This is a genomic window from Kitasatospora sp. NPDC056800 (assembly GCF_042789775.1).
GTDB lineage: Bacteria > Actinomycetota > Actinomycetes > Streptomycetales > Streptomycetaceae > Kitasatospora.
The window spans coordinates 1-19,385 of sequence record NZ_JBHUAL010000182.1 but is presented as its reverse complement, the minus strand read 5'-3'; the positions used below and the strand labels follow the sequence as shown (position 1 = coordinate 19,385).

General features: G+C 72.6%; 18 protein-coding genes. 8 read left to right on the top strand and 10 right to left on the bottom strand.

Features of this window, described 5'->3' with window-relative positions; translation table 11 throughout:
* Window positions 1-162: 162 nt before the first annotated feature.
* The 5 genes from ACFRQN_RS31180 to ACFRQN_RS31160 are packed head-to-tail and all read left to right on the top strand — an operon-like array spanning window position 163 to window position 4,495.
* A complete protein-coding gene (locus ACFRQN_RS31180; protein ID WP_107418945.1) occupies window positions 163-468 on the top strand; it encodes a type VII secretion target in 306 nt (101 codons plus the stop codon).
* A 7-nt stretch (window positions 469-475) separates the two neighbouring features.
* Complete coding sequence (locus tag ACFRQN_RS31175) at window positions 476-1,726, top strand: hypothetical protein (protein WP_074005664.1); 1,251 nt, start codon at window positions 476-478, stop codon at window positions 1,724-1,726.
* 12 nt (window positions 1,727-1,738) lie between these two features.
* Complete coding sequence (locus ACFRQN_RS31170) at window positions 1,739-2,797, top strand: hypothetical protein (RefSeq protein ID WP_380743598.1); 1,059 nt, start codon at window positions 1,739-1,741, stop codon at window positions 2,795-2,797.
* A gap of 19 nt (window positions 2,798-2,816) precedes the next feature.
* On the top strand, window positions 2,817-3,554 hold the full coding sequence (locus tag ACFRQN_RS31165) for a hypothetical protein (RefSeq protein WP_380743596.1): 738 nt from the start codon (window positions 2,817-2,819) through the stop codon (window positions 3,552-3,554).
* A gap of 38 nt (window positions 3,555-3,592) precedes the next feature.
* Window positions 3,593-4,495: a sucrase ferredoxin gene (locus tag ACFRQN_RS31160; RefSeq protein WP_049650779.1), complete on the top strand. Its 903-nt coding sequence runs from the start codon at window positions 3,593-3,595 to the stop codon at window positions 4,493-4,495.
* A gap of 57 nt (window positions 4,496-4,552) precedes the next feature.
* Here the strand turns inward: ACFRQN_RS31160 and ACFRQN_RS31155 are convergent, their stop codons facing one another.
* From ACFRQN_RS31155 to ACFRQN_RS31145, 3 genes are read right to left on the bottom strand one after another with little or no spacing between them, the layout of a single operon-like run.
* Window positions 4,553-5,614 (bottom strand): ABC transporter substrate-binding protein, encoded by a 1,062-nt coding sequence (locus ACFRQN_RS31155; protein WP_074005667.1) that lies wholly within the window; start codon window positions 5,612-5,614, stop codon window positions 4,553-4,555.
* A 35-nt stretch (window positions 5,615-5,649) separates the two neighbouring features.
* Window positions 5,650-6,579: an ABC transporter permease gene (locus ACFRQN_RS31150; protein WP_380743594.1), complete on the bottom strand. Its 930-nt coding sequence runs from the start codon at window positions 6,577-6,579 to the stop codon at window positions 5,650-5,652.
* Complete coding sequence (locus ACFRQN_RS31145) at window positions 6,569-7,378, bottom strand: ABC transporter ATP-binding protein (protein ID WP_049650781.1); 810 nt, start codon at window positions 7,376-7,378, stop codon at window positions 6,569-6,571. Before ACFRQN_RS31145 ends, ACFRQN_RS31150 begins: the two co-directional genes overlap by 11 nt.
* A 270-nt stretch (window positions 7,379-7,648) precedes the next feature.
* Here ACFRQN_RS31145 and ACFRQN_RS31140 point away from each other — a divergent pair, with 270 nt between their 5' ends.
* Both ACFRQN_RS31140 and ACFRQN_RS31135 read left to right on the top strand, forming a co-directional pair.
* Window positions 7,649-9,244: an ATP-binding protein gene (locus ACFRQN_RS31140; protein ID WP_380743592.1), complete on the top strand. Its 1,596-nt coding sequence runs from the start codon at window positions 7,649-7,651 to the stop codon at window positions 9,242-9,244.
* Window positions 9,244-9,930: a response regulator gene (locus ACFRQN_RS31135; protein ID WP_380743590.1), complete on the top strand. Its 687-nt coding sequence runs from the start codon at window positions 9,244-9,246 to the stop codon at window positions 9,928-9,930. Before ACFRQN_RS31140 ends, ACFRQN_RS31135 begins: the two co-directional genes overlap by 1 nt.
* Window positions 9,931-10,025: 95 nt before the next feature.
* Here ACFRQN_RS31135 and ACFRQN_RS31130 read toward each other — a convergent pair whose 3' ends face one another.
* The 6 genes from ACFRQN_RS31130 to ACFRQN_RS31105 form a co-directional block, all read right to left on the bottom strand.
* Window positions 10,026-11,807 (bottom strand): cation acetate symporter, encoded by a 1,782-nt coding sequence (locus ACFRQN_RS31130; protein ID WP_234348313.1) that lies wholly within the window; start codon window positions 11,805-11,807, stop codon window positions 10,026-10,028.
* Entirely contained in the window at window positions 11,804-12,253 is a 450-nt protein-coding gene (locus ACFRQN_RS31125; protein ID WP_181970691.1) for a DUF485 domain-containing protein, read from the bottom strand. The genes ACFRQN_RS31130 and ACFRQN_RS31125 overlap by 4 nt, the downstream gene beginning before the upstream one ends.
* 320 nt (window positions 12,254-12,573) lie before the next feature.
* On the bottom strand, window positions 12,574-13,266 hold the full coding sequence (locus ACFRQN_RS31120; protein ID WP_049650785.1) for a response regulator transcription factor: 693 nt from the start codon (window positions 13,264-13,266) through the stop codon (window positions 12,574-12,576).
* Window positions 13,263-14,438 carry a sensor histidine kinase gene (locus ACFRQN_RS31115; protein ID WP_380743587.1) on the bottom strand — a complete coding sequence of 392 codons (1,176 nt, stop codon included), beginning with the start codon at window positions 14,436-14,438 and terminating at the stop codon, window positions 13,263-13,265. The genes ACFRQN_RS31120 and ACFRQN_RS31115 overlap by 4 nt, the downstream gene beginning before the upstream one ends.
* A 30-nt stretch (window positions 14,439-14,468) precedes the next feature.
* Entirely contained in the window at window positions 14,469-14,954 is a 486-nt protein-coding gene (locus tag ACFRQN_RS31110) for a CcdC protein domain-containing protein (RefSeq protein ID WP_049650786.1), read from the bottom strand.
* Between the two features lie 156 nt (window positions 14,955-15,110).
* Window positions 15,111-17,222, bottom strand: a complete 2,112-nt coding sequence (locus tag ACFRQN_RS31105) for a type IIA DNA topoisomerase subunit B (RefSeq protein ID WP_049650787.1) — start codon at window positions 17,220-17,222, stop codon at window positions 15,111-15,113.
* 538 nt (window positions 17,223-17,760) lie between these two features.
* Between ACFRQN_RS31105 and ACFRQN_RS31100 the strand changes: the two genes are divergently transcribed.
* Window positions 17,761-17,994: a hypothetical protein gene (locus ACFRQN_RS31100; RefSeq protein WP_049650788.1), complete on the top strand. Its 234-nt coding sequence runs from the start codon at window positions 17,761-17,763 to the stop codon at window positions 17,992-17,994.
* Between the two features lie 321 nt (window positions 17,995-18,315).
* Here ACFRQN_RS31100 and ACFRQN_RS31095 read toward each other — a convergent pair whose 3' ends face one another.
* Complete coding sequence (locus tag ACFRQN_RS31095) at window positions 18,316-19,116, bottom strand: trypsin-like serine protease (protein WP_049650795.1); 801 nt, start codon at window positions 19,114-19,116, stop codon at window positions 18,316-18,318.
* Window positions 19,117-19,385: the final 269 nt, after the last annotated feature.

Sequence of the window (19,385 nt, the reverse complement as noted above, 5' to 3'; positions counted from 1 at the left end):
GGACATCGTCCGGTGCCCCTCCGCTTTTTCGTACCCGCCCGGCCGGGATTGCGGAACGGCGATCTCCAATTCCCGGTCATGGCCTGAACTTTGCCCTCCCATGGGTTAGGTTCACCGAACAGGTGCTCCACACCGCGTCACAATCCTTGGGGGGATGGGGAGTTGACCGATCAATTCAAGATCGACATGGACCGGATGAGAACGGTGTCCAAGCAACTCGACGAATGCGCCAAGCGCATGAAGACGGTCGCCAAGAGCCTGGAGAACGCCGGGATCGCCCGCCAGACCGGCAACGCGTGGCTCGACTCGGCATGCCTGGGCTTCGAACGCCACTGGCACGGAGCGATGGGTCGGATGGGCAAGCTGGCCCACAACCTCCACGAGGGCCTGGACGAATCACTCAAGGCCTACACGGACAACGAACAGGGCGTCGCGAAGGCCTACAGCGCAGCCGGCAGCAGGGACTGACTCCACCATGGGTGACAAGAACTGGCCGGGCCTCGGCTTCTGCCCGGCCCCGGGGGACCTGGCGGGCATCGCCAAGATGTACGCGGACGTCGACGCCGTAGCCCGGGAACTGGAAGAACTGCGGAGCGCACTCGCCGGCATCGGCTCCGACGGCGGCGCCTGGGAGGGCGAGGCGGCCCGCAAGTTCGCCGACAAGCTGGGCCAACTGCCCAAGTACCTCACCCAGGGCCACGAGTCGATGGCCGCCTGCTCGCGGGCCCTCAAGGCCTGGCACACCCAGCTCTCCGGCATGATCACCACCGGCCGCACGATGGAGGCCGAAGCCGTCGAGCTGCGCACGCGGCTGGCCGACACGGACGGCCAGGTCACCTCCCTCGGCAACACCCTGAAGGGCTACGCGCAGAACGGCGGGCAGACCGCCGACAACGTGATCAACCGCGCCCAGGCGCAGTTCGACGCGGCCCGGGAGGCCAGCACCCGCTGCCACCACCAGCTCGACGAGGTCATCAAGCGTGCCCACAAGCAGCTGGAGGACCACCGGCACAAGGCCGAGGCCGCCGCCAAGGCGATCGTGGAGGCGTCCCGTCACCACCCGCCGGACCCGGGCCTGTTCAAGCGGATGCTGGACAACGTGAAAAAGGCCTGGAACAAGTCGTTGGACTTCCTGTCCGACCATGCCGACATCCTGTCCATGATCTCGGCCGGACTGACGATCGCCGCGCTGTTCACCCCGTTCGGTCCGGTGCTGGTCGCCGGGGCCGTGCTGACGAGCGCGGGCGCGCTGAGCGGGCACGGCATCGCCAAGCTCCGTGGCAAGGACGTGTCGTGGATGACCCTCGGGCTGGACTCGTTGGGCTTGATCCCCGGCTACGGGCTGGTCAAGGGCTTCGCCACCGCCGCCAAGGGAACCCGAGCCGCGAACGCCGGCGGCAGCGCGCTCGCCATGGCCAGGCTTCCGATGTCGACCAAGGCCGTCACCACGTGGATACCCAAAGGCGCGAGCTGGCTCAGCCAGTCGGAAAGGGCGCCCAATGTCGCCCGCGTCTTCTCGGACAAGGTCGCGTCCCGCTTGTCGGCGCTCGATCCCGCGAAGGTCACGGCCAGTGCGAAGGCGGCCTCGATCGTCTACGGCGCGTACAAGCAAGTGGACAAAGCGATCGAGAGAAGGGCGGCGGCGCAGCCCGTCGTGCTTCCCGGGCCGCTCGCGAGGCCCGCGGTCCGGCCGGCGTCCGCCCCGTTCCTGAACGCCGTCGGCTGAGAGGAGAGACCCATGGCCAAGGACCTCCATGCCACGCTCCCCGTCGAGGGCGGACGGATCGCCTCGGTGCCCGAGGTGGCCGAGGCCGCGCGACGGGCCGAAACGCTCTACGGAATCAACCTGCTGCACGACTACGTGGCCCGCGATGTGGTGACCAAGCACCTGCGGATGCGGAACCAGCAGGACTGGTACTCCGAACTGGCCGGCCTGTTCATCATCGGGGGAATCGCGGGTGCCGTGTTCTTCGGCGCGTCGATGAGTTCGCCGGCCGAGGGACGACAGGTGGCCGGCCTGGTGGCGGCCGTCCTTGCGATCCCCGTCGGCATCTGGATCGGGATCCGCGGCATGTCCTGGGAGGCGGAGAAGAAGACCGCCTCCGTGCACTTCACCACGTACGTGGGCCTGTTGAACCGGGCACGGGGAGCCGGTCTGACGGTCACGATCCCCCCCGAGTGGGGAGTCGCCGCCGAGCGGGCCTCGTGGGAGGAAGGCGCGACCGCTCCACCACAGCCGCCGGCCGCCCGGGGCACGTCCTCCACCAGTCCGGCTCCCCCGCAGCCGTCCGCGACACAGCCGACCTCGTGGTGGCCGGCCGACGCCGTGATCGACCCGAAGTTCCCGGTACTGCCGACCGCAGCACTCGCGCGCCACTGGGCCCTGGCCGGCCGGGCCCGTGAACTCGGTGCCCCGCACGGCCTCGACTTCCTGGACGAACAGGCGGTCCGGGGCCTGCTCACCGCCGTGCAGCGGTCCCGCCGGTGGATCAGCCTCTGGGGCAGGACGTTCCTCCTCGCCGTGGTCGCCGGCATGGTCGTCGCTCCCATGGGCATGGACCCCGCCGGTGCCGAGTACCGCCGACAGCTCGTCTCCCTGGGGACGGGCCTGATCGCCATCGGCTTGCTCGCTGCAGTCCCCGCGCTGAAGGAGCTCTGGACCTGGCGCCGCTCCGGCCTGCGCGAGCGTGCCGACGCCTACCTCGACCTGCTGATCGAGGCCCGTACGTACGGCGTCCCGGTCCCCGTCCCGCCGTCCTGGCTGGACATCCGCAACCGCATCCGCAAACCCGCATGACCTCAGTGGAAGGCTCCCGATGTCCGGCACTCCGACAGCCGACCGCCCCGATCCCGCTGAGGACGCACCACTCCAGATCCGCTTCATCGTCCCGCCCGCCTTCCACCAGGTACCCGTGTTCGGCACCGAGCAACAGGTGGCGGAGGAGCTCTGGGAAATGGTCTGCGAGGTCCTGGCCGCCCGGTCCGAGGAGGACCGGGCCGCCTGGGCCATGATGCTGGCCGGGCTGATCCCGTCGATGGCCGAGGCCGGGGTGATCCACGCCGGGATGTGCCTGGTGGACGTGGACGGCCGTCCGAGCATGGCCACGATCACCGCCTCGCTGTGCCCCTTGGAGGGCACCGACTACCCGGGCGCGGTGGACTTCCTGCTCACCCGGCTGGCCCTGTCCCGTCCGGAGGCGGAGGTGACGGCGGTCGAGCTGCCGGCCGGGCGGGCCGTCGCGGTGATCGACGCGGTGGCGACCGCGGTGGACGACGGGTCGACCCCGCTCGACGGCCTGGCGGTCCCGCTCGTCGACGGGGTGCTGACCACCTCGGTGATCCAGGTGCACCTGCCGCTGCCGAACGAGTCGCAGCTGCTCTCGCTGGAGCTGAGCACCCCGTGCCCGGAGGACTGGGTGCTGTACTCGGAGCTGTTCGCGGACGTCGTCCGCAGCATCCACCTGGAGTTCGCCGACCTCCCGACCGTCTCCGAGCCGATGTACGACACGGTGGACGAGGAGGTCGCGCAGCGGGTGAAGGCCGCCTTCGGGTGATCGAGTGAGGGTGATCGGCTGAGGGTAGCCTTGCCGGCGTGAGCACTTGTGCGACCGTGTCGCGTGAACTTTCGGAGCCGCTGGCCGCGACGGCGGCGGTGGCGAGCACCTGGCTGCTGGTGGAGCAGAACGGGCCGTGGGGCGCGAAGGCGCTGGGCGAGAGCCATCTGGACGCGGCGGTCGGGCGGGCGCTGGAGGCGGCCGCGGCCGGGACGGGTGTGCGGGTGGCGCTGATCCGCCGGCCCGGGCGGCACGCCGACTGCCTGCCGACCCCGCGCCACGAGGTGCTCGTGGCGCACACGGTGCCGGGCCGCGACTGGGTGCGCCGGGCGGCGGTGGCGGATCCGGCGGAGCTGCTGGGCTTGGACTTCGCGGCGCTGGGCGCCGGGGACCACACCGGCTTCGGTGCGGAGCACGTCGGCGGCCCGGTGGCCCTGGTGTGCACCAACGGGCGGCGGGACCGCTGCTGCGCGCTGCTGGGCCGTCCGCTCGCGGCGGAGCTGGCGGCGGCCGGGCACAGCGAGGTGTGGGAGGTCACCCACCTGGGCGGGCACCGCTTCTCCCCCACGATGCTGGTGCTGCCGTACGGCTACGCGTACGGGCGGCTGACGCCGGAGACCGCCAAGGAGGTGCTGGCGGCGACGGCGGCCGGGCACACGGTGCCGGAGTGGTCGCGCGGCTGTTCGGGCTGGGAGCGTCCGGGCCAGGCGGCCGAGCACGCGGTGCGGCTGGCGACCGGCGAGACCGGGGTGGACGCGTTGACGCTCGTCCAGCGGCCGGACGGTGAGCGCCGCTGGCTGGTGACGGTGCTGCACCGGGACGGCCGGTCCTGGGAGGTGGACGTGATCGAGACGGTGAGCGAGCCGGCGCGTCCGGAGAGCTGCGGCAAGGCGGCGGGGACGCCGTCGCGGATGGACGTGCTGTCCGTACGAGGACTCTGACGCACAGCGGCCCCGCGCCCGTGGGGGTGGGCGCGGGACCGCTGTCGGCGGCGGGGCTCAGCCGGCGGCCTTGGCGACGAACTCCGTGGTGTAGGTCTTCGCCAGGTCGATCGACCCCTCCTTGCCCTTCACGTCCGGGTGGAACGCGGCGAGCACCGAGAGCACCGTCTTCGGCCCGTCGGCCGGCATCACGCCGTCCGTGGTGAACATCGGCAGCGTCGCCTTGATCGCCGCCGCGTACTGCTCGGCACCGCCCTGGGCGTAGTCGGCGGGCATCTTCGCGGCGATCTCCTCGGGGCTGTGGGTGGACATCCACGTGAGGGTCTTCACGAAGGCGTTGGCGAGCTTCTGGGTGGTGTCCTTGTTCTTCTCCACCCAGTCGGTGTTCATGTACAGCGACGAGGACGGGTAGAGCCCGCCGAGCGCCTCGCGCGAGCCCTCGGGGGTGCGCATGTCGTAGAGGACCTTGCCGAGGCCCTTGTCCAGGACGGCGGCGACGGTCGGGTCGGTGGTCATCCCGGCGTCGATGCTGCCCTGCTGGAGCGCGGCGATGAAGGTCTGGCCGGCGCCGACCGCGATCGGGCTGAACTCGCTGACGGCGGTGCCGTTCTTGACCGCGAGGTACTTGGTGAGGAAGTCGGTCGAGGAGCCGAGGCTGGTGACGCCGAGCTTCTTCCCCTTGAAGTCGGCGCCGGACCTGATCGCGTCGGCCTGCTTGCTGGAGACCACCTCGACCTCGCCGGGCGCCTGGGCGAACTGCACCACGGACTCGACCTTCTTGCCCTTGGCCTGGAGGTCGATGGTGTGGTCGTAGAAGCCGACGGCGCCCTGGACGTCCCCGGCGAGCAGCGCGGTGGTGGCGTTGACGCCGGCCGGTTCGGTCATCAGCTCGACGTTGACGCCGGCCTCGGCGAAGTAGCCGAGCCGCTGGGTGAGCATCGCGGGCAGGTAGATGACCTTGTCCAGGCCACCGACCATGATCTTGACCTTGGGTCCGTCGACCTGCTGCCCGGCGGGGGCGGCGACCGCGCCGTGTCCGGCGGTGGCGGCGTCGTTGGCGCAGGCGGAGAGCGGGAGGAGCAGGAGGGCGGCGAGGGCGGCGGCAGCCGTTCTGCGCATGGGTGGGGGCCTCTCTTCGTACGGGCGGGGGAGGTTCAGCGGCCGTCGCCCGCGTCGGCGGGCTTCCAGCGGAACAGCTTCTTCTCGGCGAAGGTCAGCAGCCCCTCGGTGAGCAGGGCGACGACGGCGAGGATGGTCATGGCCGCGTACACGCCGGCCGCGTTGAAGGTGCCCTGGGCGGCCGCGACGAGCAGGCCGAGGCCCTTGGTGGCGCCGATGTACTCGCCGACGATGGCGCCGATCAGCGCGAAGCCGAAGCTGACGTGCAGGCTGGTGAAGATCCAGGTGGTGGCGGCGGGGATGACCACCTGGAGGGTGACCCTGCGGTTGTCGGCGCCCAGGATGCGGGCGTTGGCGACGAGGTTGCGATCCACCTCGCGGGCGCCCTGGAAGGCGTTGAAGAACACCGGGAAGAACACCAGCACCACCGCGGAGGCGACCTTGGAGGCCGGGCCGAGGCCGAACCAGATCAGGAAGATCGGCGCGAGCACGATCCGCGGGATCGCGTTGAGCACCTTGATGTACGGCCCGAACACGTCGGCCAGGAAGCGGATCCGGCCGAGCGCGATGCCCAGCAGCACGCCCCCGATGACGCCGATCACCCAGCCGGCGAGGGCCTCGTACAGGGTGTAGCCGATCTGCTCGCCGAGCGAGCCCTGCGCGGTGCCGTGGGTGACCCACTGCCAGATCTGGTCCCAGATCCTCGACGGCTGGGAGAAGTTGAACGGGTCGATGACGTCGGTGCGGGCGCAGACCTCCCAGAGCCCGAGGAAGGCGAGCAGCACCGCGACCCGGGCGCCGTAGACGACCAACCGGCGGTTGCGGGCGGCCCGTTCGCGGGCCTCGGTCCTCGTCGTGACGGCCGGGGGCTTCCCGGCGCCGGCCGGCGCGGCTCCCGGCGCGGCTCCCGACACGGCTCCCGACACGGACTCGGGCACGGAATCGGACGCGGTCTCAAGCGGCACGACCCGCTCCTCTCTCCCGGGTGATGCGCACCTCTTCGCCGAGCGAGGCCCAGATCTCGCGGTACAGCTCGACGAACCTCGGCTCCAGCCGGACGGCCTCCACGGTGCGCGGGCGCGGCAGGTCGACGGTGAAGACCTCCTTGACGGTGGCCGGTCCGGCCGTCATGACGACGACCCGGTCGGCGAGCGCGATGGCCTCGTCCAGGTCGTGGGTGACGAAGACGACCGACGAGCCGGTACCGGCCCACAGCTCCAGCAGCTGGTCCGACATCAGGGCCCGGGTCTGCACGTCCAGGGCCGAGAACGGCTCGTCCATCAGCAGGATCGCCGGGTCGTTGACGAAGGTCTGGGCGAGCGCGACGCGCTTGCGCATGCCGCCGGACAGCTGGTGCGGGTAGCGGTCCTCGAAGGCGGCCAGGCCGACCCGGCCGAGCCAGTCCCGGGCCCGTTCCCTGGCCTCGGCGGCGGGCACGCCGCGGAAGCGCGGGCCGGCCATCACGTTGGACAGGACGGTGCGCCAGGGGAAGACGGCGTCCTGCTGGAAGACGAACCCGACCTTGGGGTCGATCCCGCGCACGGGCTCGCCGTACACCCGGACCTCGCCCTCGGTGGGCTCCTCCAGGCCGCTGACCAGGGTCAGCGTGGTGGACTTGCCGCAGCCGGTGGGGCCGACGACGGCGACGAACTCGCCCTGGGCGACGGTCAGATCGAGATCGCGGACGGCGGTGTGCAACGCCCCCGAGGGGGTGCGGAAGCGTTTGGTCGCGCCGGTCAGCTCGATCGCCGGGGTCTCGGTCATGCATTCCTCCCGGTTCTGTGCTTGCCCCGGAAAGGTAGGAGCGGGCCCGGCCCCGGCGGGAGCCTTCTTCGCGTAGTGCGACTTCTCCGCATAGAGGGGTGTTCTGCTCGTTTTGCTTGCGCTACAACTGCGGGGACGCGGCTGACAGAAACAGCGCGGAAACATAGGGTGTCCCGACCCACCCCACCGGAGGCGCCCCCACCCCGCCTCCCGCTCCCACCCCCGCTCCCGGACATCCGATTCCCCCGCAGCCGCCGAGAGGAGGCCCGGATGAAGCTCGCCCGCCGGCCCCGCCGGGTCTTCGCCCAGCTGCTGCTGAGCCAGACCGTCGTCACCGTCGGTGTCACCGCCGTGACCGCCGGGCTGTTCCTGGCACCGGTCAGCAGCGAGCTGGACCACGACGCGATGCAGCGGGCGCTGTCGATCGCCCAGGCCACCGCCACCGACGAGAACATCGCCCGGGCCGCCGCCGGCCGCGACGTGGTGGCCGCGCAGCGCAACGCCGAGCAGATCCGGCTGGCCACCGGCGCCAGCTTCGTGGTGGTCACCGACCTGGACGGCATCCGGCTCTCGCACACCGACCCGGGCCGGATCGGCCAGCGGGTCAGCACCGACCCGGAGCCCGCCCTCAGCGGCCGCAGCGTCACCGCCATCCAGCAGGGCACCCTGGGCCGCACGGCCCGGGGCAAGGTGCCGCTGCGGATGGCGGACGGCCGGATCGTCGGCGAGGTCTCGGTCGGCATCAGCGACGACTCGATCCGCCGCCGGCTGCTGAAGATGCTCACCGGGATCCTGCTGTGCGCGGCCGCCGGCCTCGCCGCCGGGACGCTCGCCACCCTCGTCCTGGCCCGTCGCCTCAAGCGCCGCACCCACAACATCGCGCTGGCCGACATCTCCGCGCTGCTGGTGGAGCGGGAGGCGATGCTGCACGGCATCCGCGAGGGCATGGTGGCGCTGGACGAGCACGGCCGGATCCGGCTGGCCAACGACGAGGCGTTCCGGCTGCTCGGCCTGCCCGAGGACTGCGCCGGCCGCCCGATCGGCGCGGTGCTGCCGCCGGGCCGGCTGGCGGACGTGCTCGCCGGGCGGATCGCCGGCGCCGACCTGCCGGCCGTCCGGGACGACCGGGTACTGGTGGTCAACCGGACGGCCACGCCCGAGGGCGGCGCCGTGGTGACCCTGCGGGACCGCACCGAGCTGGAGTCGCTGGTCCGCGAGCTGGACACCACCCGCAGCCTGACCGAGGCGCTGCGGGCCCAGGACCACGAGCACGCCAACCGGATGCACACCCTGCTGGGCCTGCTGGAACTGGGCCGTCACGAGCAGGCGGTGGCGTTCATCTCGGAGCAGTCCGGCTCGCACGCGGTGGTCGCGGCGCGGATCGCCGAGCAGGTGCAGGACCCGCACGTGGCGGCGCTGCTGGCGGGCAAGAGCGCGGTGGCGGGCGAGCGCGGGGTGCGGCTGGCGCTGGCCCCGGCGGCGCACCTGCCGGACGCGGTGGTGGACACCCGGGCGCTGGTGACGGTGCTCGGCAACCTGATCGACAACGCGGTGGACGCGCTGGCCGCGGGCGGCGGGGGCCGGGTGGAGGTGAGCCTGGCGGCGGCCGGCCCGACGCTGCTGCTGCAGGTCGCGGACAGCGGCCCGGGCGTGCCGGAGGAGCTGCGCGAGCAGGTCTTCGAAGAGGGGTGGACCAGCAAGGACGCGCCCGCGCACCGTCCGCGCGGGCTGGGGCTGGCGATGGTGCGGCGGCTGGTCGAACGGACCGGTGGCCGGATCGTGCTCGACACCGGGCCGCTCGGCGGCGCCCGGTTCACCGTCGAGCTGCCCGAGGCCCTGCTCACCACCCAGCTCGTGGAGGCGTGATGATCGACGTACTCGTGGTGGACGACGACTTCCGGGTCGCGGACGTGCACGCCGCCTACGTGGCCAAGGTCCCCGGCTTCCGGGTGACCGGCACCGCGCACTCGGCCGGGGAGGCACTGGCCGCCCTGGAGCGCCGACCGGTGGACCTGCTGCTGCTCGACCACCACCTGCCGGACGAGACCGGCCTGGCCCTGGTGCGCCGGCTGCGGGAACGCCAGGTGGCCTGCGACGTGATGATGGTGACGGCCGCCCGGGACGTGTCGACGGTGCACTCCGCGATGCAGCACGGCGCGCTCCAGTACCTGGTCAAACCGTTCACCTTCGCCGGGCTGCGGGAGAAGCTGGTGGCGTACGCGCAGCTGCGGCACGCGCTCGCCGCCCCGGCCCGGGAGGCCGGCCAGGACGAGGTGGACCGGCTGTTCGCGACCCTGCGCAGCGCCGCCGCCCCGGCCGGGCCGCTCCCCAAGGGCCACTCGGCGCCCACCACCGACCTGGTGATGGGCGTCCTGCGCCGGGCCGGCCGGCCGCTCTCCGCCCAGGAGGTCGCCGACGCCACCGGGCTGAGCCGCTCCACCGCGCAGCGCTACCTCAAGCAGCTGGAGCGGGACAGCCGGCTGCGGCTGACCCTGCGGTACGGCGACACCGGCCGCCCGGAGCACCGTTACGGCCTGGCGGCCCGGGCGTAGCCGTTCCGGTCGGGGCCGATGACCGCCGGACCGGGCCCGGACAGGGGGGAACCCCGGCGGCCCCAGGCCCGCCGGGGTTCCCCGGGCGCGACGGCTCAGGCCGCGCCCGCACCGGTGAGAGCACGTACCTCCAGCTCGGCGAACCGGTCCGGGTCGGCGGGCTCGGACGAGGTGACCGTCCCGAGCCACCCGGCGAGGAAGCCGAGCGGGATGGAGACGAGGCCCGGGTTCTCCAGCGGGAACCAGTGGAAGTCGAGGCCGGGGAAGAGCGCCTCGTGGGAGCCGGACACCACCGGCGAGAAGAACACCAGCACGATCGCCGGGACCAGCCCGCCGTACACCGCCCAGACCGCGCCGCGGGCGGTGAACCGCGACCAGAACAGGCTGTACAGCAGCACCGGCAGGTTCGACGAGGCCGCGACGGCGAAGGCCAGGCCGACCAGGAAGGCGACGTTCAGCTGCTGGGCGAAGAGGCTGATCACGATCGCCGTCGCACCGATCCCGGCGGCGGCGAACCGGGCGACCACCACCTCCTGCTGCTCGCTGATCCCGGACACCGACTCCTCCGACCGGGAGGCCGGGACGGTCTCGCCCCGACGACGGCGCCCGCGACCGTTCTTCGCCTGCTCGCGGGCGGGCCGGGCGCGCCAGGCGCCGGCCCAGACGTCGTGGGCGAAGGCCGCCGAGGAGGCCAGGGTGAGCCCGGCGACCACGGCGAGGATGGTGGCGAAGGCGATCGCCGAGATCAGGGCGAACAGCACCACCCCGCCGGTGCTGCCGTTGCCGCCGCCGAGCACCAGGGCGAGCAGCGGAACGGCGGTGTTCCCGGCCGAGTTGGCGTGCCGCACCTCGGCCGAGCCGATCAGCGCGGTGGCGCCGAGGCCGAGCACGATGGCCATCAGGTAGAAGCTGCCGACCAGGCCGATCGCCCACATCGTGGAGCGGCGGGCGGCCCGCGCGGTGGGCACGGTGTAGAAGCGGGACAGGATGTGCGGCAGGCCCGCGGTGCCGAGCACCAGGGCGAGGCCGAGGCTGACGAAGTCCAGCCGACTGGTGAGGCTGCCGCCGTACTTGAGCCCGGGCTCCAGGTAGCGGTGCCCGGCACCGCTGTGGTCGGCGGCCTGGCGCATCAGCTCGCCGAGGTCCCCGTGGAAGCGGACCACCAGCAGCACCGTCAGCAGCACCGAACCGCCGGTCAGCAGGAAGGCCTTGATGATCTGGATCCAGGTGGTGGCCCGCATCCCGCCGATGGTGACGTAGACGATCATCAGGGCGCCGACCGCGATGATGGTCCAGGTGCGGGCGTGCGGGCTGCCGGTGCCGAGCAGCAGGGCGACCAGCGAACCGGCGCCGACCATCTGGGCCACCAGGTAGAGCAGGGTGACCACGACGCTGGCGCCGCCGGCCGCGGCGCGCACCTTGCGGCGGCGCAGCCGCAGCGCGAGCACGTCGGCGAGGGTGTACCGGCCGGCGTTGCGGACGAGCTCGGCGACCAGCATCAGCACGACCAGCCAGGCGACCAGGAAGCCGATGCTGTAGAGCACGCCGTCGTAGCCGTAGAGCGCGATCAGCCCGGCGACGCCCAGGAAGGAGGCCGCGGACAGGTAGTCGCCGGAGAGCGCGAAGCCGTTCTGCAGCGGGGTGAAGTCGCGGCCGCCGGCGAAGAAGTCCTCGGCGGCGTTGCCCTGGCGGCCGACCCAGAGGGTGACCCCCAGGGTGACCAGGACGACGACGGCGAACAGCGCGATGGCGAGCGAGTGGTGGTCGCCGGTGGGGGCGACCGGGGGCGGGGTGGCGGTCGACACCACGGTCCGCGCGGCGGTCCTCACGGCGGCCACGGCCGCGTCGGTGGGCACGGTGGCCATCAGGGTCGTCATCGCAGCTGGTCCTGGGTGTCCCAGCGCAGGCCCAGGGCGGCGCGGTCGCGCTTGGTCCGGGCGTTGCGGGCGTAGAGCCAGGCGAGCAGGAAGGTCGAGGCGAACTGCAGAAGTCCCAGCAGCCAGGCCACGTTGAGCGGGCCGGCCACCGCGCGGCGCATCAGGTCGGGGGCACCGGCCTGGGCGGCGACGTACAGCAGGTACCAGGCGAGGAAGCCGCCGGTGATGGGGAAGACGAAGGTCCGGTAGCTGCGGCGGATCTGCCGGAAGGCCGCGCTGGCCTGGACCTCCCGGTAGACCTCGGTCCGGTCGGCGACCGGTTCCTCGTCCCGTGGCGCGAGGGACCCGAGGGGTGCGTGCGGTGCGGCCGGGGCCGCTTGGTCGACGGGGGTGCTCTGGGCGAACGGCTCGACGGCGGGCCCGTGGATCGGTGCGCCGACGGCCACAGGCTCGCCGACTGCCTCTGCCGACCGGTCCGGACGGGTGTGCTCCGTACGGATGGGGCCCGACTGCGCCGGTACCGCCGACCGGCGGTGCGCAGCCGATGGCTCGGCGGGCTCAACGGGGGTGCCGGCGGCCGGAGCGGCCCACCAGTCGAATCGCTGCCCCTGGCCGGGGCTGCTCGTCTGCTGCTGTGGCACTGATGCTCCTGGACGGCCGGATGTTCTGACCCGAACCATGATGGCGGCCCTAGGACAACGCCTCTGACCATCGCAGATACGTTCACTCGATGAGGTGATCGATCATCCGACAGACACTCATCGGACTACTGCTGCGTCCCGGTGATTCCGTGTCGGAAGGCGTAGGCGACCGCCTGAGCCCGGTCCCGTACCGCGGTCTTGGCGAACAGATTGTTGATGTGGGTCTTCACGGTGGCCTGGCTGACGAACAGCCGTTGGGCGATCTCCGCGTTGGACAGCCCCTGGGCGATCAGCGCCAGCACCTCGGCCTCCCGGACGGTCAGCCCGTCGGGCAGCTCCCCCGGGCGGCCGACCGGCGGCCCGGCGGCCGGCCCGGAGCCGCCGGGCTGCTCCGAAAGCCTTTCCAGCAACCGGAGTTGGATCTGCGGGGAGAGTCCGGCGGCGCCCGAGCGGACGTCCGCGATGGCCCGGGCGATCTCCTCGCCGCCGGCGTCCTTGGTGAGGTAGCCGCGCGCCCCGGCCTGGAGCGCCGGGAACAGCGATTCGTCGTCGGCGTAGGTGGTGAGCACCACCACCTCGGTCTCCGGGTGCGCCGTGCGGATCCGCCTCGTCGCCTCGACGCCGTCGCAGCGCGGCATCCGCAGATCCATCAGCACCACGTCCGGGTGATGACGCTCCACCAGGGCGACGGCCTCCTCCCCGTCACCCGCCGCACCGACCACCTCGATACCGGGCAGCAGCCCCAGCAGCATCACGATGCCCTCGCGCACCACCGTCTGGTCGTCCGCGACCAGCACCCTGATCGCCGGTTCCGTCATGCCGGCACCCGCAGCAGCACGCGCCACCCTCCGTCCTCCGGGCCCGCCAGCAGCGTGCCGCCGAGCAGTTCCGCGCGTTCGCGCATCCCCAGCAGACCGTACCCGCTGCCGCTGGCCGCCAGCTCCCCCGACGCCGACTCGGCCGCGGACGGGCCGCGCGGCGGCCGGGTGTTGCGCACCTCCAGCTCCACCACGCCGTCCAGGTAGCGCAGTTCGACGGCGCAGCGGGCGCCGGACGCGTGCTTGCGGACGTTGGTCACCGCCTCCTGCGCGGTGCGCCGCACCGCGAGGGCGGCCTCGGCGGCGAGCGGCCGGGGCGTGCCGGTGACGGTGAGGGCGGCCCGCTCCCGCCCGGTCAGCTCCACCAGGAACTCCCCGACCGGGGTGAACTCCCCGCGCAGCGCGGACAGTGCCTGCCGGGTCTCGGCCAGCCCGTCCTGCGCCATCCGCCGGGCGGCGACGACCCGTTCGCGGACCTGCTCGCGGTCCGTCCCGGCGTCCAGCATCAGCCGCGCCGCCTCCAGGTGGACGAGCTGCGCGGAGAGGCTGTGGGCGAGCACGTCGTGGATCTCCCGGGCGATCCTGGCCCGTTCGGCAAGCGCCGCGCTCTCCGCCTCGGCGGCCCGGGCGGCCCGCTCCTGGGCGAGCAGCAGGCGGGCGGTGCCGCGCGCCTCGATGTCCAGCCGCAGCAGGAAGCCGACCAGGACGGACCCTCCGATGGTGGCGGCGATGCTGAGCCAGCTCGCCGGGGAGGCCGCCGTGTACGAGCCCAGCGCGACCGCCGCGGCGCACAGCGCGGGCGCGGGCGGCAACCGGATCAGGGCCGTCACGGCCAGCCCGATCCAGAGGAAGTCGGCCAGCGTGTAGGCCAGCCCCTGGTTGGCGAGCCAGCCCGCGCCGACCAGGCCTGCGGCCAGCAGGTACGAGGCCGCCGGGCGCTGCTCCCGGGTGACCCGCAGGTACCCCGCGCTGAGGGCGAAGGCCGCGGCCAGCCCGGCCGCCGCGGCGGCCGCGGCCCAGCCGGTGTACCGGCCCCCGGAGAAGGTCCCCCAGCCGACGACGACCACCAGGACGGTCCGGCCGAACACGGTGAGGACCCGCCGCGGCCGGCTCTCGTCCTCCCGGCCGATCCCTTCCCGGGACGGCCAGCGGGTCCAGTACCACCCGGCCACGGGGGCCTCCTCGATGCTCACGGCGGCGGGTCAGCGCAGTCCGGCGGCGGTCCGCGCGGGCTCCAGCGTGCGGGCCCTCCAGTTCACCACGACGGAGCGGACCAGCAGCAGGACCGCCATGCCCAGCAGCAGCGTGCTGCCCGCCTGGTGGACGTGCAGGGCCGAGCCGACCGCGTACAGGCCGATCCGGATGGCGATCATCCCGCACCAGGCGGCCACGGTGGCCTTGGTGCCCTTGACCAGGACGCCGCCGTCGGGGGCCCGCCAGATCCGTACGGTCCAGCCCCAGACCGTGCCCATCGCGAGCACGGCGACGAGGCCGGCGACCAGCAGCGTGGCGGAGACCGCGGTGTGCTGGTGGTCGACGAGCTGCGGGTCGCGCAGCGCGAGCGCGCCCAGGACCAGCGGCAGCAGCCAGAACCGGCGCTCGGTGTCCAGCCGCTGGACGCGCATCTGGCGCTGGACCACCAGGACCACCACCGCGATGACCACGAGGATGTTGGCGATGGAACTCATCGGATTCTCCGTCCCGAGGAGAGGCTTCTTGCTGACCTCTCCGACGCTACGGATCCGGCGCTTCCCGCTGATCGGAGCCGGGGTGGAGCACGGGTGGAACCGGCGGCGCGAGGGCCCTCCACCCGTGGGTGGAGGGCCCTCGCGTACGGCCGGGAATCAGGCGTCGATGCGGGAGCGGTCCAGGGTGGCCGCCGAGTCCACGATGAACTCCTTGCGCGGGGCGACGTCGTTGCCCATCAGCAGGTCGAAGATCCGCTCGGCCTGCTCCAGGTCGCCCAGGTTGATCCGGCGCAGCGTGCGGTGGCGCGGGTCCATGGTGGTCTCGGCCAGCTGGTCGGCGTCCATCTCGCCGAGGCCCTTGTAGCGCTGCACCGGCTCCTTCCAGCGCTGGTTCTTGCGCTGGAACTCCAGCAGCGTGGAGCGCAGTTCGGCGTCGGAGTAGGTGTAGTGGTACTTCTCCTGGCCGCGCTTGGGGCTGGTGAGCTCGATCCGGTGCAGCGGCGGCACGGCGGCGAAGACCCGGCCCTGCTCGACCATCGGCCGCATGTAGCGGTGGAAGAGGGTGAGCAGCAGGGTGCGGATGTGCGAGCCGTCGACGTCGGCGTCGGCCATGAAGATGACCCGGCCGTAGCGGGCCTGGTCGATGTCGAAGGTGCGGCCGGAGCCGGCCCCTATCACCTGGATGATCGCGGCGCACTCGGCGTTCTTGAGCATGTCGCTCACGGACGCCTTCTGCACGTTGAGGATCTTGCCGCGGATCGGCAGCAGCGCCTGGAACTCGGAGTTGCGGGCGAGCTTGGCGGTGCCGAGCGCGGAGTCCCCCTCGACGATGAACAGTTCGCTGCGGTCGACGTCGTCGCTGCGGCAGTCGGCCAGCTTGGCGGGCAGCGAGCTGGTCTCCAGCGCGGTCTTGCGGCGCTGGGCCTCCTTGTGCTGCCGGGCGGCGACCCGGGTGCGGGCGGCCGCGACGACCTTGTCCAGCACGGCCCGGGCCTGGAGCTTCTGGTCCTTCTTGGCCGAGGTGAGGAAGGCCTTGAGCTCCTTGGCGACGACGGCGGCGACGATCCGGTTGGCCGCCGACGTGCCGAGCACCTCCTTGGTCTGGCCCTCGAACTGCGGCTCGGCGAGCCGGACGGTGACGACGGCGGTGAGGCCCTCGGTGGCGTCGTCCTTGGTGATGTCGTCCTCGGCGACGCGCAGCAGCTTGCTCGCGCGCAGCGCCTCGTTGACCGTCTTGGCCAGCGAGCGCTCGAAGCCGGTGATGTGGGTGCCGCCCTTGGGGGTGGCGATGATGTTGACGAAGGAGCGCAGGGTGGTGTCGTAGCCGGCGCCCCAGCGCAGCGCGATGTCCACGCCGAGGTGGCGGGTGACCTCGGTGGGGGTCATGTGGCCGAGGTCGTCCAGGACCGGCACGGTCTCCTTGAAGGTGCCCTCGCCGCGCAGCCGCAGCACGTCGCAGACCGGCTTGTCGGGGGCCAGGAACTCGCAGAACTCGGCGATGCCGCCGTCGTAGCGGAAGACCGTCTCGTCGATCTGCTCGCTCTCGGTGAGCCGCTCGTCACGCACCACGATGGTCAGGCCGGGGACCAGGAAGGCGGTCTGCCGGGCGCGGCTGTGCAGCGTCTCCAGGGAGAGCTTGGCGTCCTTGAGGAAGATCTGCCGGTCGGCCCAGTAGCGGATCCGGGTGCCGGTGCGGGTCTTCGGCACCTTGCGGGTCCTGGTCAGGCCGTTGCCGGCCTCGAAGGGCGCGTCCGGGCTGGTCTCGGTGAAGATGCCGGGGGTGCCGCGGCGGAAGCTGATCGCGTGGGTGTGCCCGCTGCGGTCGACCTCGACGTCGAGGCGGGCGGAGAGCGCGTTGACGACCGAGGCGCCGACGCCGTGCAGACCGCCGGAGGCCGCGTAGGAGCCGCCGCCGAACTTGCCGCCGGCGTGCAGCTTGGTCATCACGACCTCGACGCCGGACAGCCCGGTCTTGGGCTCGACGTCGACCGGGATGCCGCGCCCGTTGTCCCGGACCTCGACCGAGGAGTCGGGGTGCAGCACGACGTCGATGCGGTCGCAGTAGCCGCCGAGCGCCTCGTCGACGGAGTTGTCGATGATCTCCCACAGGCAGTGCATCAGACCGCGGCTGTCGGTCGAGCCGATGTACATGCCGGGGCGCTTGCGGACCGCCTCCAGGCCCTCCAGGACGAGCAGGTGCCGCGCGGTGTAGTTGGAACCGTCGTCGCCGGCCAGCAGCGCGGACGGCACGGTCGTTTCGGCACTCACGCGGCACTCTCCTCGGTGAAGATCTGTCTCATCGGTCACATCCGGACGCATCCGGACCAAACGCCAGTGCAGCACGCCGCACCGACACCCGTCGCCCTGCGTGCCCGAACCCGTGCGCCGGGTGCACAGCACGACGGACCGGCCCCGCGCAGCTTGTACGCGCTGCGCGAACAAGCACCGCACCCGGGTGTGGGCCCCGGGGGCGCCATCTCCTCCCGGTACCACCGGTCCTGGCGGATCGTGGGGCCCGGCGCAGGCTCCGGAACTGCCGTTATGCAGGCTACCGGGGCCCGGGACGGGGCTTATGCTCCAACCCGGCAGAGGATTATGCTACGCGGACCTCGCACCCGATCCCGATCGGGCGTTCGAGCGAAGGGCGGATCCCGGAATCCGGCACGCATGAACCACCGGCGCCCGGGGCACGTCCTCATCAACACAGCAGAATCCTCAGAGAAGAAAAGCCACGAGCGGGAACGTTTTCGGCCTGGTTGGATGTTGACCCTGGTACGACAGCTCGTCGAGCTAGAGAAGAGGCGACGTGACTACTGTTCTGACCCCTGCGAGCCCGCTCACCGCGGCTGACCGCTGCGACCGCTGCGGCGCCCAGGCCTACCTGCGCGTCGTACTCGCCAGCGGCGGAGAGCTGCTCTTCTGCGCCCACCACGGCCGGAAGTTCGAGCCCGAGCTCAAGAAGATCGCCGTGGAGATACAGGACGAGAGCGGCCGTCTCACCACCGCGACCACCGTGACGGCCACCGACGACGAGCGCTGATACAGGGCGCCACCAACAGCAGCCGGCCTCGAGCTGTGTCCGGTCGCGCACCACGCGCGACCGGTGAGCCGGGCGACGGACCCCTTCGGGGGCCGGTCGCCCGGCTCTGCTGTACCCCGGGCCGCCCTCCTGACCCCCGCCGTTGCCCCGGGCCGTGGCCCCCACAGCGTCCGACGCGGCGTCAGAACCCGGTGCCGGCACGTGACCGGCCGCTCACCCGCCGCGACGTCCGCGGCACCGGAGGCGCCTCGTCCGCGGCTGCCACCGGCGTTCGCGGGCGTTCACCGATGGTCGCGGGTGGTCGCGGGTGGTCGCGGGTGGTCACAGCACCGAGCGCACCGCGTCCGCGACCGAGGACACCCTGGTGTAGACGCCCGGGTGGGCCGCCTCGGCACAGCCCGTCCCCCAGGAGACCAGGCCCACCAGCCGGCCGTCGACGATCATCGGGCCGCCGCTGTCGCCCTGGCAGGCGTCCTTGCCGCCCCTCTCCTCGCCCGCGCAGACCATGCCCCGGGCGTCGAACCTCCCGTCCTGCCCGCCCGGATAGGCCTGCGCACAGACCTGGTCCGGCACGACCGGCACGGACACCCCGCGCAGCACGGGCGAGTAGTCGCCCCGCCCCGTGGTGTCACCCCAGCCGTACACCTGGGTCGTGGTCCCGGCCGCGTACGGTTCGGTCTCGCCCTGGCCGACCAGCTCGACCACCGGCAGGGCGCCCTGCGACTCGGCGAGGGTGAGCACCGCGACATCGTTCATGTTGGCGGCGAAGGAGTAGTCGGGGTGGATCCAGACCGACCGCACCGCCACCTCCCGGCCGGACGTGCCGCGCATGTCGTCCCGGCCGACGATCACCTTCAGGCCCGGCCGGTCCACCCGGCCCCTGGCCTCGTCGTAGAAGCAGTGCGCGGCCGTCACCACCTTGGTCGGGGTGACCAGCGCACCCCCGCAGAACTGGCCGGAACGGCCGCTGCCGAACTGCTGGCGGCTGGACAGCGCCACGATCCACGGGTGGTCCGCGGTGCTCACCGCGCTGCCGCCGACCACCCGGCGCTGCGCCTCGGCCGGCGCCGCGGTGCCGAGGGCGACCAGCGGAACGGGAACGGCGGCGAGCAGCGCCAGCACGGCGGCCCTGCGGCGGCGGCCCGCCCGGTCGGCGGCCGGGTCGGCGGGGTCCGCCGGGAACGGGGCGGGCGTCGGCAGGTCTGTGCGGTCCGGCTCGGTCGGCACCGTGACTCCAGGAGGCTCGGAAGCGGGCAACCGGCACAGCGTAGGTGACCGGCTACACGGTGCGACCGCTTCCCGCCGCGCCGCCACCCGGACGAGGGACAACCACCACCCGTACGCTGACGCGCCCGGGCCCGGACAGCCGCGAAGGCCCGGAGCCGTGCGGC